15 protein-coding genes and 2 tRNA genes are annotated in these 14,222 nt (G+C 33.6%); 10 read left to right on the top strand and 7 right to left on the bottom strand.

Annotated features, from left to right (window positions below; all coding sequences use genetic code 11):
* Nucleotides 1-194: 194 nt before the first annotated feature.
* Complete coding sequence (locus E7419_00870; GenBank protein MBE7013740.1) at nucleotides 195-1,025, bottom strand: PHP domain-containing protein; 831 nt, start codon at nucleotides 1,023-1,025, stop codon at nucleotides 195-197.
* Complete coding sequence (nrdR, locus tag E7419_00865) at nucleotides 1,022-1,471, bottom strand: transcriptional repressor NrdR (GenBank protein ID MBE7013739.1); 450 nt, start codon at nucleotides 1,469-1,471, stop codon at nucleotides 1,022-1,024. Before nrdR ends, E7419_00870 begins: the two co-directional genes overlap by 4 nt.
* 455 nt (nucleotides 1,472-1,926) lie before the next feature.
* On the opposite strand from nrdR, the gene E7419_00860 reads away from it, so the two are divergent.
* From E7419_00860 to E7419_00830, 7 genes are all read left to right on the top strand, one after another.
* Nucleotides 1,927-3,117 carry an aspartate aminotransferase family protein gene (locus tag E7419_00860; GenBank protein ID MBE7013738.1) on the top strand — a complete coding sequence of 397 codons (1,191 nt, stop codon included), beginning with the start codon at nucleotides 1,927-1,929 and terminating at the stop codon, nucleotides 3,115-3,117.
* The gene (gene argF / locus E7419_00855; protein ID MBE7013737.1) at nucleotides 3,117-4,034 is read left to right on the top strand and encodes an ornithine carbamoyltransferase; all 918 of its coding nucleotides are present in this window, start codon (nucleotides 3,117-3,119) and stop codon (nucleotides 4,032-4,034) included. Before E7419_00860 ends, argF begins: the two co-directional genes overlap by 1 nt.
* A 9-nt stretch (nucleotides 4,035-4,043) precedes the next feature.
* Entirely contained in the window at nucleotides 4,044-4,541 is a 498-nt protein-coding gene (locus E7419_00850) for a GNAT family N-acetyltransferase (protein MBE7013736.1), read from the top strand.
* Between the two features lie 249 nt (nucleotides 4,542-4,790).
* Nucleotides 4,791-5,450 carry a UDP-N-acetylglucosamine pyrophosphorylase gene (locus tag E7419_00845; GenBank protein ID MBE7013735.1) on the top strand — a complete coding sequence of 220 codons (660 nt, stop codon included), beginning with the start codon at nucleotides 4,791-4,793 and terminating at the stop codon, nucleotides 5,448-5,450.
* 3 nt (nucleotides 5,451-5,453) lie between these two features.
* On the top strand, nucleotides 5,454-6,797 hold the full coding sequence (locus tag E7419_00840) for a phosphoglucosamine mutase (GenBank protein MBE7013734.1): 1,344 nt from the start codon (nucleotides 5,454-5,456) through the stop codon (nucleotides 6,795-6,797).
* Nucleotides 6,798-6,821: 24 nt separating this feature from the next.
* Nucleotides 6,822-6,897, top strand: a tRNA-Thr gene (locus E7419_00835).
* A 175-nt stretch (nucleotides 6,898-7,072) separates the two neighbouring features.
* A tRNA-Leu gene (locus tag E7419_00830) sits at nucleotides 7,073-7,159 on the top strand.
* A gap of 45 nt (nucleotides 7,160-7,204) precedes the next feature.
* Here the strand turns inward: E7419_00830 and E7419_00825 are convergent.
* Nucleotides 7,205-7,864, bottom strand: coding sequence for a trimeric intracellular cation channel family protein (locus E7419_00825; GenBank protein MBE7013733.1), 660 nt, complete (start codon nucleotides 7,862-7,864; stop codon nucleotides 7,205-7,207).
* Nucleotides 7,865-8,052: 188 nt separating this feature from the next.
* Between E7419_00825 and E7419_00820 the strand changes: the two genes are divergently transcribed.
* From E7419_00820 to E7419_00810, 3 genes are read left to right on the top strand one after another with little or no spacing between them, the layout of a single operon-like run.
* Complete coding sequence (locus tag E7419_00820; GenBank protein ID MBE7013732.1) at nucleotides 8,053-9,357, top strand: MATE family efflux transporter; 1,305 nt, start codon at nucleotides 8,053-8,055, stop codon at nucleotides 9,355-9,357.
* On the top strand, nucleotides 9,354-10,553 hold the full coding sequence (locus E7419_00815) for a DUF1887 family protein (GenBank protein ID MBE7013731.1): 1,200 nt from the start codon (nucleotides 9,354-9,356) through the stop codon (nucleotides 10,551-10,553). The genes E7419_00820 and E7419_00815 overlap by 4 nt, the downstream gene beginning before the upstream one ends.
* A 10-nt stretch (nucleotides 10,554-10,563) precedes the next feature.
* Nucleotides 10,564-11,223 (top strand): HAD family hydrolase, encoded by a 660-nt coding sequence (locus tag E7419_00810; GenBank protein ID MBE7013730.1) that lies wholly within the window; start codon nucleotides 10,564-10,566, stop codon nucleotides 11,221-11,223.
* Between the two features lie 77 nt (nucleotides 11,224-11,300).
* On the opposite strand, the gene rlmB is transcribed toward E7419_00810, so the two are convergent.
* The 4 genes from rlmB to phoH all read right to left on the bottom strand — a co-directional run bounded on the left by rlmB (nucleotide 11,301) and on the right by phoH (nucleotide 14,073).
* Nucleotides 11,301-12,035: a 23S rRNA (guanosine(2251)-2'-O)-methyltransferase RlmB gene (gene rlmB / locus E7419_00805; GenBank protein MBE7013729.1), complete on the bottom strand. Its 735-nt coding sequence runs from the start codon at nucleotides 12,033-12,035 to the stop codon at nucleotides 11,301-11,303.
* A gap of 90 nt (nucleotides 12,036-12,125) precedes the next feature.
* On the bottom strand, nucleotides 12,126-12,650 hold the full coding sequence (locus E7419_00800) for a catalase (GenBank protein MBE7013728.1): 525 nt from the start codon (nucleotides 12,648-12,650) through the stop codon (nucleotides 12,126-12,128).
* Nucleotides 12,647-13,126, bottom strand: a complete 480-nt coding sequence (ybeY, locus tag E7419_00795; GenBank protein ID MBE7013727.1) for an rRNA maturation RNase YbeY — start codon at nucleotides 13,124-13,126, stop codon at nucleotides 12,647-12,649. Before ybeY ends, E7419_00800 begins: the two co-directional genes overlap by 4 nt.
* Nucleotides 13,123-14,073 carry a phosphate starvation-inducible protein PhoH gene (gene phoH, locus E7419_00790; protein MBE7013726.1) on the bottom strand — a complete coding sequence of 317 codons (951 nt, stop codon included), beginning with the start codon at nucleotides 14,071-14,073 and terminating at the stop codon, nucleotides 13,123-13,125. Before phoH ends, ybeY begins: the two co-directional genes overlap by 4 nt.
* Nucleotides 14,074-14,222: the final 149 nt, after the last annotated feature.

Genomic DNA, 14,222 nt, shown 5'->3' with positions numbered 1-14,222 from the left:
ATTTAAGGGGTTATTAAAGGGGATTTGTAAAGTATCTTTCGTACTTTACAATTTAATTATAAAAAATATTTATGTTCATTTAATGAAAGAAATATGAATAATTTATTAACTAAAAGGACGCAAAAGGGACAGACCCTATTGCGTCCATTTTTCGGACGTTTTGGGGTCTGTCCCTTTTGCGTCCATTAAATTCTCTATATCAAATTTTCAAGTAGTTCCTTTGTTACTTTTAAATTTCCAAATCCGGTACCAAGATGGACTAATGGCTTCATACTTCCATGAAAATCAGAGCCACCTGAAATTTTTAATTCAAGTTTTTTGGAAACATCTATAAAAAAGTCACTTTGTTCTTTGCTGTATTCGGTGTAGTAACCTTCCAGACCATCAAGCCCTGCTTCTTTTAAAGTTTTTACAAAATTTATAAATGTTTCATCATCCATATTAAGATAATGGCAGTGAGCAAGTATGGCTGTTCCACCACTGTTTTTAATTAAAGAAATTGCATTTTCATAAGATATGCGATATTCATTTGAATACCCGACTTTTCCTTTACCCAAGTATTTTCTAAAGGCATCTTTAACATCAGAAGCATATCCCTTATCTACCATTACTTTTGCAATATGCGCCCGCCCCATAGCATCACCGGGGCAATATTTTTTTGCTTCTTCTAAAGAAATGTCAATTCCAATATCATTTAGTTTTTTTATTGAATTTATATTCCTTTTATTCCTGTCATCTTTAAATTTTTCACAGGCAGAAATTAAATTCTTGTTTGTATAATCAATATTAAGCCCTACAATATGAAGTTCACTTTCAAAATCGCAACTTAATTCAATTCCGGGAATGAACTTTATTTCAAGATTTTTAGCAGTTTCATAGGCATCATGAAGACCATCAATATTATCATGGTCAGTAAGAGCAACAGCATATAAACCTAAATTATCGGCGTGATAAATAAGTTCTGACGGCGTATATGAGCCGTCAGATTTTGTAGAGTGGGTATGTAAATCAATATATTTTCTCATGATAAAAGCTTCTTTAGTTCCGACATAAATGTATTTATGTCTTTAAACTGTCTGTAAACTGATGCAAAACGAACATAAGCGACTTCGTCAACATCTTTTAATTTTTGCATAACCAGTTCGCCGATTTTTGAACTTGGAATCTCACGCTCAAGTGAGTTTAATAACTGTTGCTCAATTTCGTCAACTATATTTTCCATTTGTGCCGTAGTGACAGGCCTTTTCTGACAAGCGGTAATAATACCTGCAAGAACTTTTTCACGGTCAAAAGTTTCTCTGGTTTTATTTTTCTTTATAACAACTAAGGATATATTTTCAACTCTTTCATAGGTTGTAAACCTTTGCTGACATTCTAAACATTCCCTACGTCTTCTTATCGAGTTTGTTTCTTCAACTGTTCTTGTTTCAATAACTTTTAAGTCAAAATATCCACAGTATGGACATTTCATATAACCACCTCTTTCAAATATATAATAACATAAATTCCCTCGAAATGCAAATTTTATTTATAAATGGACGCAAAAGGGACAGACCCTAAAACGTCCAAAAAATGGACGGAATGGGGTCTGTCCCTTTTGCGTCCATTATATGCATAAATTTACAGAATATTATCCTTTTCGCCTATTCTTTTTAAGCTTTCGGGAGATGTCCATACATCTTTTCGTTTTGTCAGGCCCTCAATATCTATAAGTTTATTTCCCAAACTGTCAAGTTCGCTAAAGTATCTGCTTTCAGAGTTTTTTGATATCTTACCCATTTTATTCTCCCCTTTTAAATATTTTACATTTTTATTTTTCTTCTAAATAAAAAAAATATTCTTTTTTTTAAAAAAAGTATTGAATTTTTATGCAAAGTGATTTATAATTATAAATGATTTATTGAAAATGGAAAAGAGGCTTTAAAAATGTTACTTGATGATATAATTACACTTGACAAAAAATATTATATGAATACCTTTGGTGACAGACTTCCTGTTGCGTTTGAAAAGGGTAATGGAATCAACCTTTATTCTACAGATGGGGAAAAATATTATGATTTTATGGGTGGGATTGCAGTTTCATCCCTTGGTCATAATTATAAACCTCTTGTTAAAACTATTTCCAAACAAGCCAAAGCAGTTATTCACACATCGAGTTTATATTACATAGAAAATCAGGCAAAACTGGCACAGGTGCTATGTGAAGCATCTTGTTTTGACAAAGCATTTTTCTGTAATTCCGGAGCAGAGGCTAATGAAGGGGCAATTAAACTTGCAAGAAAGTATTTTTATAAAAAGGATGAGCAAAAGAGCGAAATTATAACCCTTAAAAATTCTTTCCATGGTAGAACGATTACTACAATTTCTGCCACAGGTCAGGAAAAATATCAAAAACCATTTGCACCTCTTACCGAAAAATTTGTATATGCCGATATAAATGATATTTCAGATTTAGAATCTAAAATTACAGATAATACAGCCGCTATAATGTTAGAGTTAATTCAGGGGGAAAGCGGAGTTCACCCGCTTGATGTCGATTACGTTAAAAAGGTAAGAGAAATTTGTGACAAAAAGGAAATTATTCTAATATTTGATGAGGTGCAGACAGGAATCGGAAGGCTTGGAACAATATTCGGCTATCAGGCATACGGAGTTGAACCTGATGTTATCACTCTTGCAAAGGGATTAGGCGGAGGAGTTCCAATCGGTGCAGTTCTTGCAAAAGATAAATTCTCATCTTTTGAGCCTGGCGACCATGGGACAACATTTGGAGGCAATCCTCTTGCTTGTGCAGCAGGGCTTTGCGTTATATCTGAACTTATGGAAAATTACGTGCTTTATCGTTCAAATAAGGCATCAAAATATTTCTTTGAAAAACTGAACGAATTAAAAGAAGAATATCCTGTTATTAAAGAGGTCAGAGGAAAAGGGCTTATGATAGGCATTGAATTTGATAAGCCTTGTGGAAAAGAAGTATTTAAAAAACTCTTTGATAATAAAATTTTAGTAGGTTCGGTAGGGGACAGTGTATTAAGACTGTTACCGCCTTTAATCGTTACAAAAGAAGACATTGATTTATTTATAAAAGTATTTAAAAATATACTTGGAGGACTATAATGAAGCATTTAATTACATTAAAAGATATTACAACTGATGACTTTAACGATATATTAAAACTTTCAATTAAGTTAAAAGACGAAAATAAAAAAGGGATAGTGCATCATCACTTAAAAGGCAAAACTCTTGGTATGATTTTTTCAAAATCTTCCACAAGAACAAGAGTTTCTTTTGAGGTTGGGATGTATCAGTTAGGCGGTCATGCACTGTTTTTAAGTTCTAATGACATTCAACTCGGAAGAGGAGAAACTATATACGATACTGCTAATGTTATGTCACGATTTATTGACGGAATTATGATCAGAACATTTAAGCAGTCAGATGTTGAAGACCTTGCAAAATATGGAACTATTCCAATTATAAATGGTCTTACTGATCTTACTCATCCTTGTCAGGCACTTGCAGATTTTCTTACAATATATGAAGAAAAGAAGAAACTTGAAGGGTTAAAACTTACTTATGTCGGAGACGGAAATAACGTTACCCATTCTCTTTTATATGCAGCGGCTTTATCGGGAATGAATATGTCAGTTGCGACACCGAAAGGCTTTGAATGTAACGCTGAAGTTGTTGAAACAGCACTTTCTATGGCTAAGAAAACAGGCGCACAGTTAGAATTTACAAATGATCCTGAAAAAGCAGTATCGGGTGCTGATTCCGTTTATACTGATACATGGGTAAGTATGGGTCAGGAAAGCGAAAAAGAAGAAAAGGTTAAAAAGTTTGACGGATTCCAAGTTAATGAAAAACTGATGTCTTATGCAAAAGATGATGCAATCTTTTTACATTGTCTTCCTGCTTACAGAGGCTACGAGGTGTCTGAAGGCGTGATTGACGGAAAATGGTCAAGAGTATTTGACGAGGCCGAAAACAGACTTCACGTTCAAAAAGCAGTTATGACATTACTTATGAAATAGAGGTAAATTATGGCACATATAAAAGGAGAAAAATTGTACGGTTTCAGTGTCAGAATGGCAACCGAAAACGATATTCCGTATATTCAGGAAATAACTAAAGATGCATTTTTAAAGTATATTAAAGAAGCGGGTTTGGAAAGCATTGAAGCATTAAATGAAACTTGCGACGATATAAAAAAAGATATTAAAGAAAAGTATGTGTTTGTTGCATTTATTGACGGCGAGCCTGTCGGTAGCGTACGTGTTAAAATAAATGACGATAATACTGCTTATTTAAGCCGTTTCGGTGTAAGAATTTCAAACCAGAATAACGGTGTTGGGAAAACTTTAATGAGCGTTGTTGACAAAGTAATGAGAGAACATAAAGTGAAAAAACTTATGCTTCACACCGCCGCGAAGTTCTTTACACTGGTAAGGTTTTATTATGGCAGAGGATTTTATATCGATGAGGTAAGTAAAGATAAAGGTTATGCACGAGCGCTTTTAATAAAAGAATATGACGTATAAAAAACAAGGCAAAAAGCCTTGTTTTTTTATCAGCAAATGGACGCAAAAGGGACAGACCCCATAGCGTCCATTTTTAGGACGTTTTAGGGTCTGTCCCTTTTGCGTCCATTTTGGAAAAATTGCTTGATGTATAGTGTGGTTTTTTTATACATATAATAACTTAAACTTATTTTAATAATTTAATTAATTGGAAAATGTTGTAAAATTTCTGATTAAATGGTAATATAGTAACGTTGGAGGTAAAAATATATGAAATCTATGGAATTATTTAATCTTGAAAAGACGATAGCAAAAGATTTACTTTTAAAAAAAGAGTACCCCTGGCAGATTTTAGGGGATATTAAAGATTTTATAAAAGAGAAGGGAGCAACTCTTTGTGAAGACAAGTTTTTAAAAATAAAAGAGGATATATGGATTGCAAAAACTGCAAAAGTAGCGGATACTGCAAGTCTTAACGGGCCTTTAATAATAGACGAAGATGCAGAAATCAGGCACTCTGCATTTATCAGAGGGAGCGTTATTATAGGTAAGGGTGCAGTTGTGGGTAACTCAACTGAGGTAAAGAACAGTATTATTTTTGATAATGTGCAAATTCCTCATTATAATTATATTGGAGATTCGGTATTAGGATACAAGGCGCATTTCGGGGCAGGTGCACTTACATCAAATGTTAAAAGCGACAAGACTTTAGTTTCGGTTGTAATTGGCGGAACAAAGCAGAGTACAAATTTAAAAAAATTCGGGGCAATGGTGGGAGATGAAGTTGAGATTGGTTGCCACGCGGTACTATGCCCGGGAACTATTATAGGTAAAAATTCTACCATTTATCCACTTTCGATGGTAAGAGGAACTGTGTCAGAAGACTCTATATTTAAAAGTCAGGATAATATAATAAAAAAGGAGAAATAAATAATGGGAAAGTATTTCGGAACTGACGGTTTCAGAGGAGAGGCAAACGTCAATTTAACAGTAGAACATGCGTTTAAAATAGGGCGATATTTAGGCTGGTATTACGGAAAAGAGCATAAGTGCAAGGTAGTAATAGGAAAGGATACGAGGCGTTCGAGTTATATGTTTGAATATGCACTCTCTGCAGGGCTGACTGCAAGTGGTGCAGATGCTTATCTTCTTCACGTTACAACAACTCCGTCTGTATCTTATATAGCAAGAACGGAGGATTTTGACTGTGGAATTATGATTTCTGCAAGTCATAATCCGTATTATGATAATGGTATAAAACTTATTAACAGTCGCGGAGAAAAGATGGCAGAGTCTATAATTTTAGATATTGAAAAATATCTTGATTGCGAAACTGACGAACTACCTTACGCAAAAGATGCTCACATAGGAAGAACGGTTGACTATGCACAGGGAAGAAACAGATATATAGGTTATCTTATCTCATTAGTGACAAAATCATATAAAGGAATTAAAGTAGGTCTTGACTGTTCAAACGGCAGTACATGGATGCTTGCCAAAAGTATTTTTGATACTCTTGGCGCTAAAACTTATGTTATAGGTAATGAGCCTGATGGTCTTAATATCAATCTTAATTGTGGCTCTACCCATATTGAAAATTTACAAAAATTAGTTGTTGAAAATAATCTTGATATAGGGTTTGCGTTTGACGGAGATGCCGACAGATGCCTTGCAGTCGATGAACAAGGGGAAGTATTAACAGGCGACCATATTATATATTTATATGCAAAATATATGAAAAAACGTGACAAACTTTTAAAGAATACTGTTGTAACAACCATTATGTCAAACTTCGGGCTATATAAAGCACTTGACGAAGCGGATATATCTTATGTAAAAACCGATGTAGGAGATAAATATGTTTATGAAGCAATGCAAAAAGAAGGTTTTTGTTTAGGGGGAGAGCAATCAGGACATATTATTTTCTCAAAATATGCATCGACGGGCGACGGGCTTATTACTGCCATTAAAGTGATGGAAGCATATATTGAAAGCAAACTCCCGGCGTCAAAACTTTCTGCAGGTTTGACTTTTTATCCTCAGGTAACAAAAAATGTGAGAGTATGTGACAAAGACATTGTATTAAATGATAAAGAAATTGAAGATGCAATTAACAATATAAAGGAAAAATTGGGAGATAACGGACGAATTCTTCTTAGAAAAAGCGGGACTGAACCTGTTATAAGAGTTATGGCGGAAGCGGAAAAAGAAGAGATTTGCAATAAATTTGTTGACGAAATAGTTGACTTAATAGTAAAAAAAGGTTATACTAATTAAGGATTTAAAAAGCAATCCTTAATTGCTGGTGTAGCACAGTCGGTAGTGCAATTGATTCGTAATCAATAGGTCAGGGGTTCGATTCCCCTCACTAGCTCCAAAAAGAAACGACAATTTTTACTGAAAGTTGTCGTTTCTTTTTGTACTCTTACCTATTCACTTTTATCTCTTCGTTCTTCTCTAAAATTGTCATTTCCAGTGAATGGATAAGAAATAATCATTTACATATTAAATTTTTTCTGCTATAATATAAATAGGTTTGTAATTTAATATTAGCACCTGTGGCGGAATTGGCAGACGCGCACGGTTCAGGTCCGTGTGCCGGCAACGGCTTAGGAGTTCAAATCTCCTTAGGTGCACCAAAAAACGACAAGTTTAAACTTGTCGTTTTTTATATATAAATAATTTTACGCCTCTGTAATATCAGGGTTTTTAATTTTTGGTAATTTCCATAAGTATTTTGCTGCGAGGAGTCTTATAACTATGACTGTAAGCATTGAAATAAGAGTGCCTGTAAATTCAAAGCCGAATGTTACACTTAAAACATAATATAGTATGCTTCCTATGATTGATGCAACGGCGTATATATGTTTTTTTAATACGTACGGGGTTTGTGATACAAGTACATCTCTGAAAATACCTCCACCTACACCTGTTAACATTCCCATAAATATAACGAAAATAACTTTATCTGAAAATCCTGCAGTGCAAGCCATTTGTGTTCCTGTAACTGTAAATGCGGCTAAACCGACTGCGTCAAAAAAATTATTTATTCGCTCAATTTTTTCTTTAAATTCAAAAAAACGATGCTTATTTATGTAGGATATAACAAAAACAATAATTGCAGTTAAAAGTGCAATAATAAGTAAGTAAGACAATGAAAATATTTTAGGAGGATGATTGCCTATAAGTAAATCTCGTAACATTCCACCGCCAACTGCAGTTATAACACCTAAAAAAGCAACACCGAAAATATCCAGACTGAAACTTATAGCAACTAAAGCACCTGATACGGCAAAAGCGATTGTTCCTATTATTTCCATAGTAAGCATTACAAATTCGTTCATTAAATTCACCTCCCTAATATTATATTCTTTATGTAAAATAAAGTCAATGATATAAAAACTATTGAAAATTATCAATAATGTACTTTTACGACAAAAAAGTGAATAATACTTGTAGAAATGATACAAATAATATATAATTATAAATACAGAGGTGTATTGAGTTGGACAATAAAGATAAATTTTTACTTATGACTGAATCGGATATAGAACCACTTATTATGAAACTTTCGGTGCCGACTATTATTAGTATGCTCGTTACTTCTTTTTATAATATGGCGGATACTTTTTTTGTTGGTAAAATTTCAACTGAAGCAACGGCAGCAGTGGGCGTAGTGTTTTCGCTTATGGCAGTTATTCAGGCATTAGGATTCTATTTTGGTCATGGGTCAGGAAATTTTATATCACGTGAACTTGGAAAAAGGAATATGGAAACTGTATCATATATGGCTTCTACAGGATTCTTTTCTGCTATTTTTGCAGGAATATTATTGTCGGTTACAGGGCTTATATTTGTTAAGCCTCTTGCAATACTTTTGGGTTCTACGCCGACAATTTTAGGCGATGTAATTTCATATATGCAAATTATTTTAACAGGCGCCCCGTTTATGATGGCATCTTTTGTTTTAAACAATCAGTTAAGGTTTCAGGGCAGTGCAGTTTATGCTATGACGGGAATTGTTTTGGGGGCGGTTGTAAATGTTGTGCTTGACCCGATATTTATTTTCTATTTTAATATGGGTGTTGAGGGTGCAGCACTTGCAACTGTGTTAAGCCAGATAATAAGTTTTAGTTTACTGCTTTACGGTATGAAAAAGGGGAGTAATATAAAACTTTCCATTAAGAAATTCAAGCCCAATATCTATTATGAACTAAATATATTTAAAGGTGGGTTTCCGTCACTTGTCCGTCAGGGATTGGGAAGTTTGTCAACAATGATTTTAAATCATGTTGCAGGCGGTTATGGAGATGCTGTTATTGCGGGAATGTCGGTTGTAACACGAGTTTCAATGTTTGCAAATTCTGCGCTTATTGGTTTTGGGCAAGGATTTCAGCCTGTGGTTGGATTTAACTACGGTGCGAAACTCTATGACAGGGTCAGAAAAGCATTCTGGTTCTGCGTTAAGGTGGCATTTGTATTTTTGACTGTTATGTCGGTTTTAGGGTTTGTATTTTCAGAAGAGATAATTGCATTATTCAGGGACGATATAAAAGTTATAGAAATCGGAGCATTCACGCTAAGAGCATATTGTATAGCGTTTCCTCTAAATTCGATAATTATAATGTGTAATATGCTGTTTCAGTCAACAGGGAATACTTTGTCTGCGTCTTTAATGGCGGCGTCAAGGCAGGGGCTTTTCCTTATTCCGTTAATATTTATTTTAAATTATTTCTTTGGGTTAGCGGGGCTTCAGTGTGCCCAGTGCGTATCTGATTATTGTTCGTTTGTAATTGCTATACCGCTTATTATAAATTATTTTAAAAAACTGAGGTGATTAAGATTAAAACTTTAATTGAAATTTTTGATGCTTGTCAGGTGGAAAATGCCATTGCGGGACTTAAATTCAATCCTGAAAGGATTGTGTTTGTCGGGTTTAAAAATATAATGTCTAATAAAAAAACAACTGCTTTAAAGAATTTTTTAGAAAGCAAAGGAGTAACTTCCGAAATAGTTTTTGAAAGAATAGAAGACTATGAGTATGACTTAGTTTTTAAAAAATTAAATGAGATTGTTGATACCTATCCTGATTGTTTCATTGATTTAACAGGCGGGAAAGAACTTGTGCTTACTGCTGCAGGTGCAGTTTCATATGCAAGGAATGTTCCGATGTTTCAGTTTAATGTAAGAAGTGAAAAGTTTATAAATGTTTATGGGTGTTCTGATGTTTTAAACACTGAAACTTCCTTTATGACGATAAATGAGGCGATGGAACTTAACGGATGCTCGGTTATTTTAAATGAAAAAGAAGATGTCAACTGGGAATTTAGCGAAGATTTTAAAAAAGACGTTTTTAAAATGTGGAATATTTTAAAAGTTCATTGTGGCAGTTGGAACAAGCAGGTAAATGCTTTTGAACTTTTAGAAAGTATGGGAAATGTTGAAAAAGGGATAGTTTTAAAAGAAGATATTTATATAAACGAAAGAATAGTTAAGGATTTAAAGTTAAAAGGACTTATTTACGAATATAAAAAAAGGGAAGACTACATAACTTTTAAGTATAAAAATTCTCAGATAAGAAAATGTCTTACAAAAGCAGGAAATGTGCTGGAACTATACGTTTATCTTACTTTGATGGAAATAAAAGAGGAAAATAACGGTTACTACGATGATGTTGACCAGAGTATTTATATTGACTGGGACGGAATAATTCATTCGGATAAAGACCCTAAAAATAAAGATACTAAGAATGAAGTTGACATTATGGTAATGCGAGATTTAATTCCTTTATTTATTTCGTGTAAGAACGGGGAAGTTCATAAAGAGGCATTATATGAACTTGATACGGTTGCTAAAAAATTCGGCGGAAAATACGGGAAGAAATATCTTATTGCAACATATTTAAGTTCAGACAAAGAAAGTGTTAAATATTTAAAACAAAGAGCAAAAGATATGAATATAACACTTATTGATAATATTAATACAAAAACAAAGACAGAAATTAAAACAACGTTTATTAATAAGATAAAATAAAAGGGATTTTATGAAGAAGTTATATATTTTTGATTTGGACGGAACTTTGCTTGATACTATTAAAACCATTGCTTATTACGGAAATTTTGCGCTTAAAATGAACGGGTTTGAGGAAATTTCAGTTGAAGAGTATAAATATTTTGCAGGAAACGGTGCAAAAACTTTAATAGAAAGAATGTTAAAATATCACAAAGTTGAAGATAATAAGGTGATTAACAAGGTTTTCAAAGACTACAATGAAGCATATAATAAAGATACAACTTATTTAACAACAATATTTGATGGGCTTAAAGATACTCTTGATAAAATAAAAAAAGAAGGGGCAAAAATTGCCGTTTTATCAAATAAGCCTCACTTTGCAACTGTAAGTGTTACAGAATCTCTGTTTGGAAGAGGGTATTTTGACTTGATTTTCGGACAAAGAGAAAATATTCCCTTAAAACCTGATCCGTATGGTGTTTATGAAATAATGAAAATTCTTAATGTAAAAAAAGAGGAATGTGTCTATGTCGGAGATACATCTACGGACATGGAAACAGGGAAGAGGGCAGGCATTTATACTGTTGGTGTATTATGGGGATTTCGTGACGAAGAAGAACTTTTAAAATATGGTGCTGACAGAATTATAAAAAAACCGGAGGAACTTTTTTTAATTAGGAATCAGGAATGAGTAATGTAAATATATAAAAAAAGAGGGCAAAATCACCGTATGGTATGATTTTGCCTTCCTTCATTTTGCATTTTGTACTATTTTTCAATCCTTTGTCTTAACGCTTCAAATGCAACAACTCCTGTTGCAACCGATGCGTTAAGCGAGTTTACAGTTCCCATTACAGGGATTTTAACAATAAAGTCACAGGATTTTCTCACTAAATTACTCATTCCAAAACCTTCCGAGCCGACAACTATTGCAATACTTCCTGTAAGGTCATGCTCGAAATACATTTTATCTCCGTCTGCCTCCATACCATAAACCCACACGTTATTTTCCTTTAACTCATTTATAGCATTTGTTATATTATTTACTCTTGCAATTTTAGTAGAACTTACAGCACCTGCAGATGCTTTTGCAACCGTTCCGTTAACCGTTGCACTTCTTCTTTTTGGGATAATTACTCCATGCGCTCCGCACACATTGGCAGTTCTTATTATTGCACCTAAATTGTGTGGGTCCTCTATTTCGTCAAGCACAAATATAAAAGGAGGTTCGTTCTTTTCTCTTGCTAATTCTAATATATCCGATATTTCCACATACTGTGTTTGAGGAATTTGTGCCATAATTCCCTGATGCTTGGTTGTTTCGCACAGTTCGTCAAGTTTTTCTCTTGTGCAGTAGGATACTATAATTTTTCTTTCCTGCGCCAATCTTAAAATTGATTTTAAAGAACCGTCAATAAGTTCTTTATTTACATATATTTTATCAATATCGTTTCCGTTTTTTATAAGTTCAGATACAGGGTTTCTTCCGTATATTTTATCCATTGTTAAATATTTCCTTTCGTTTTCTGTAAGGGATTGAAAATCGGAACGACACATAGGTCGTTCCCTACTTTTTAAGGTTTTTAACATCACTTAGTAGTCTTTGAGGGTTCTTATATACCTAAATGTTTCTTCTTCGCCCTTTTCTTTTAGCATTATTAAAAGTTTTTCCAAAAGTTCACTTGTTTCAGGGTGAATTGTTCTGTGATCTTTTCCTTTTAAAAAGTAATCAAGAGGCGATGAATCTGTATATTTTTCTTTAGAATATATTTTACTTGCTGCCACTCTGTCGCAAAACATTTCTTTTACGTAAATAAGAGGCATTTTAACCGGTTTTAAAATTTTCGTTCCGGGTTCATAATCAGTCCAGTATTCAAAATGATGCTTATTTCTTCCCTTGTGATGCATCCACGCTTTTGAATATCCGTAAGTTTTCCTCTCCATATCGTTAGGACTTCTTGTTCCTAAAAAATATTTTGCACCCACTAAAAATTCTGAAGGAGAGTATTTGGATAAATCGTGCAAAAGTCCCCTTAAAGGAATTCCTGCTTTTATCGCATTAAGAAAAACAAGATGTTTATGTTTGGTAACAGTTAAAAAATGTTTTATCGCTTTCATAGTGTAAGAATATACTCCTCTTTTTTACGCATATCTTTTTTCATATTTTCTTCTTCGTGGTCATATCCTAAAAGATGGTACATTGAGTGAACGGTAAGATAAGAAAGTTCTCTTTCATAAGAATGACCGTACTCTTTAGCCTGTTCTTTTATCTTATCGTCACAGATAACCATATCCCCTAAACATACTGCGTTATATTCAGGGTCATAATCTTTTTTTCCTATTTCATCTTTTAGTTTATAATTTTTATCAAATGTAAGATAAGGGAATGAAAGAACATCTGTAGGCTTGTCTATATTTCTTTCAAGATTATTTATTTCTCTTATTTCTTCCTTTGTGGTTATAATAACCGACACATAGGTATCAAAAGGCAGATTTTCAACTTCGCATACCTTATTTATTATATTTCTTATGATTTCTTCACTTGTCTTTTTAAATAAAATATTTTCGGAATAATCTATATCGACATAGGTCATTTCTTTAAATCAGCCCTTTCGTACGCTTTAATAATCTTCTGGATTAAAGGGTGCCTTACAACGTCTTTTTCCGATAAGTTAAATATCGAAATATCTTCTATATTTTTTATTATTCTTATTGCATCTTTAAGCCCTGACACTTTTCCGTTTGGCAGGTCAATTTGCGTTATATCGCCTGTTATTACTGCTTTTGAATTAAAACCTATTCTTGTTAAGAACATTTTCATCTGCTCTTTGGTTGTATTCTGTGCTTCGTCAAGTATAATAAAACTGTTATCTAAAGTACGCCCTCTCATATAGGCAAGGGGTGCAACCTCTATCATACCTTTTTCCTGATAAGCACTGAAATTTTCGCCTCCAAGCATTTCAAAGAGTGCATCATAAAGAGGTCTTAAATACGGGTCAACTTTTTCCTGTAAATCTCCGGGTAAAAATCCAAGACTTTCGCCCGCCTCAACCGCAGGCCTTGTAAGAATTATTCTGTTGATTTCCTTTTTCTTAAAAGCCACAACTGCCATTGCAACAGCAAGGTAGGTTTTCCCTGTACCCGCAGGGCCGACACCTACTGTGATTATATTATTTTTTATCGCTTCAACATAATTTTTCTGACCTAAAGTTTTAGGTTTAATGGGAGTTCCCGATGCAGTATTTAAGATACACCCGTCCGATAATTCTCTTAGCATCTCAGTCTGGTTATCCTTTATTGCATAAGACACAGTTCTTATTTTCTGCTCGTCAATTGTTTCTCCTTTTTGTGATAAATTAAGAAGTTCAATAATGAGAGTTTTAACAAGCGAAGCATTTTCGCCCTCTATTTTAATTAAGGTATCTCTGTTTGTGATTTTAACATCAAATTCCTTTTCTATAAGCCGTATATTAAAATCACAATTCCCAAAAAGATTACTTATTCCTTCTAAAGAATATGCATCAATTGTTATTTCAGCCATCTGTGTTTTCCTCTCTTTAGTACAGTTTAGTGTATGTGATAATCCGGAGTTTCGTGCAATTAGGAACATTTGTTAATTAGGAATGAGGATTTAGGAATTAGGAATGAATGTACGCAAAAGATGCTATTCAGCCTTTTGCGGTTTCTCAT

The sequence above is a fragment of the Oscillospiraceae bacterium genome, assembly GCA_015068525.1.
GTDB lineage: Bacteria > Bacillota > Clostridia > UMGS1840 > HGM11507 > SIG450.
Note: the sequence above shows the minus strand (reverse complement) of the source record. Positions and strands in the feature narration are given on the sequence as shown.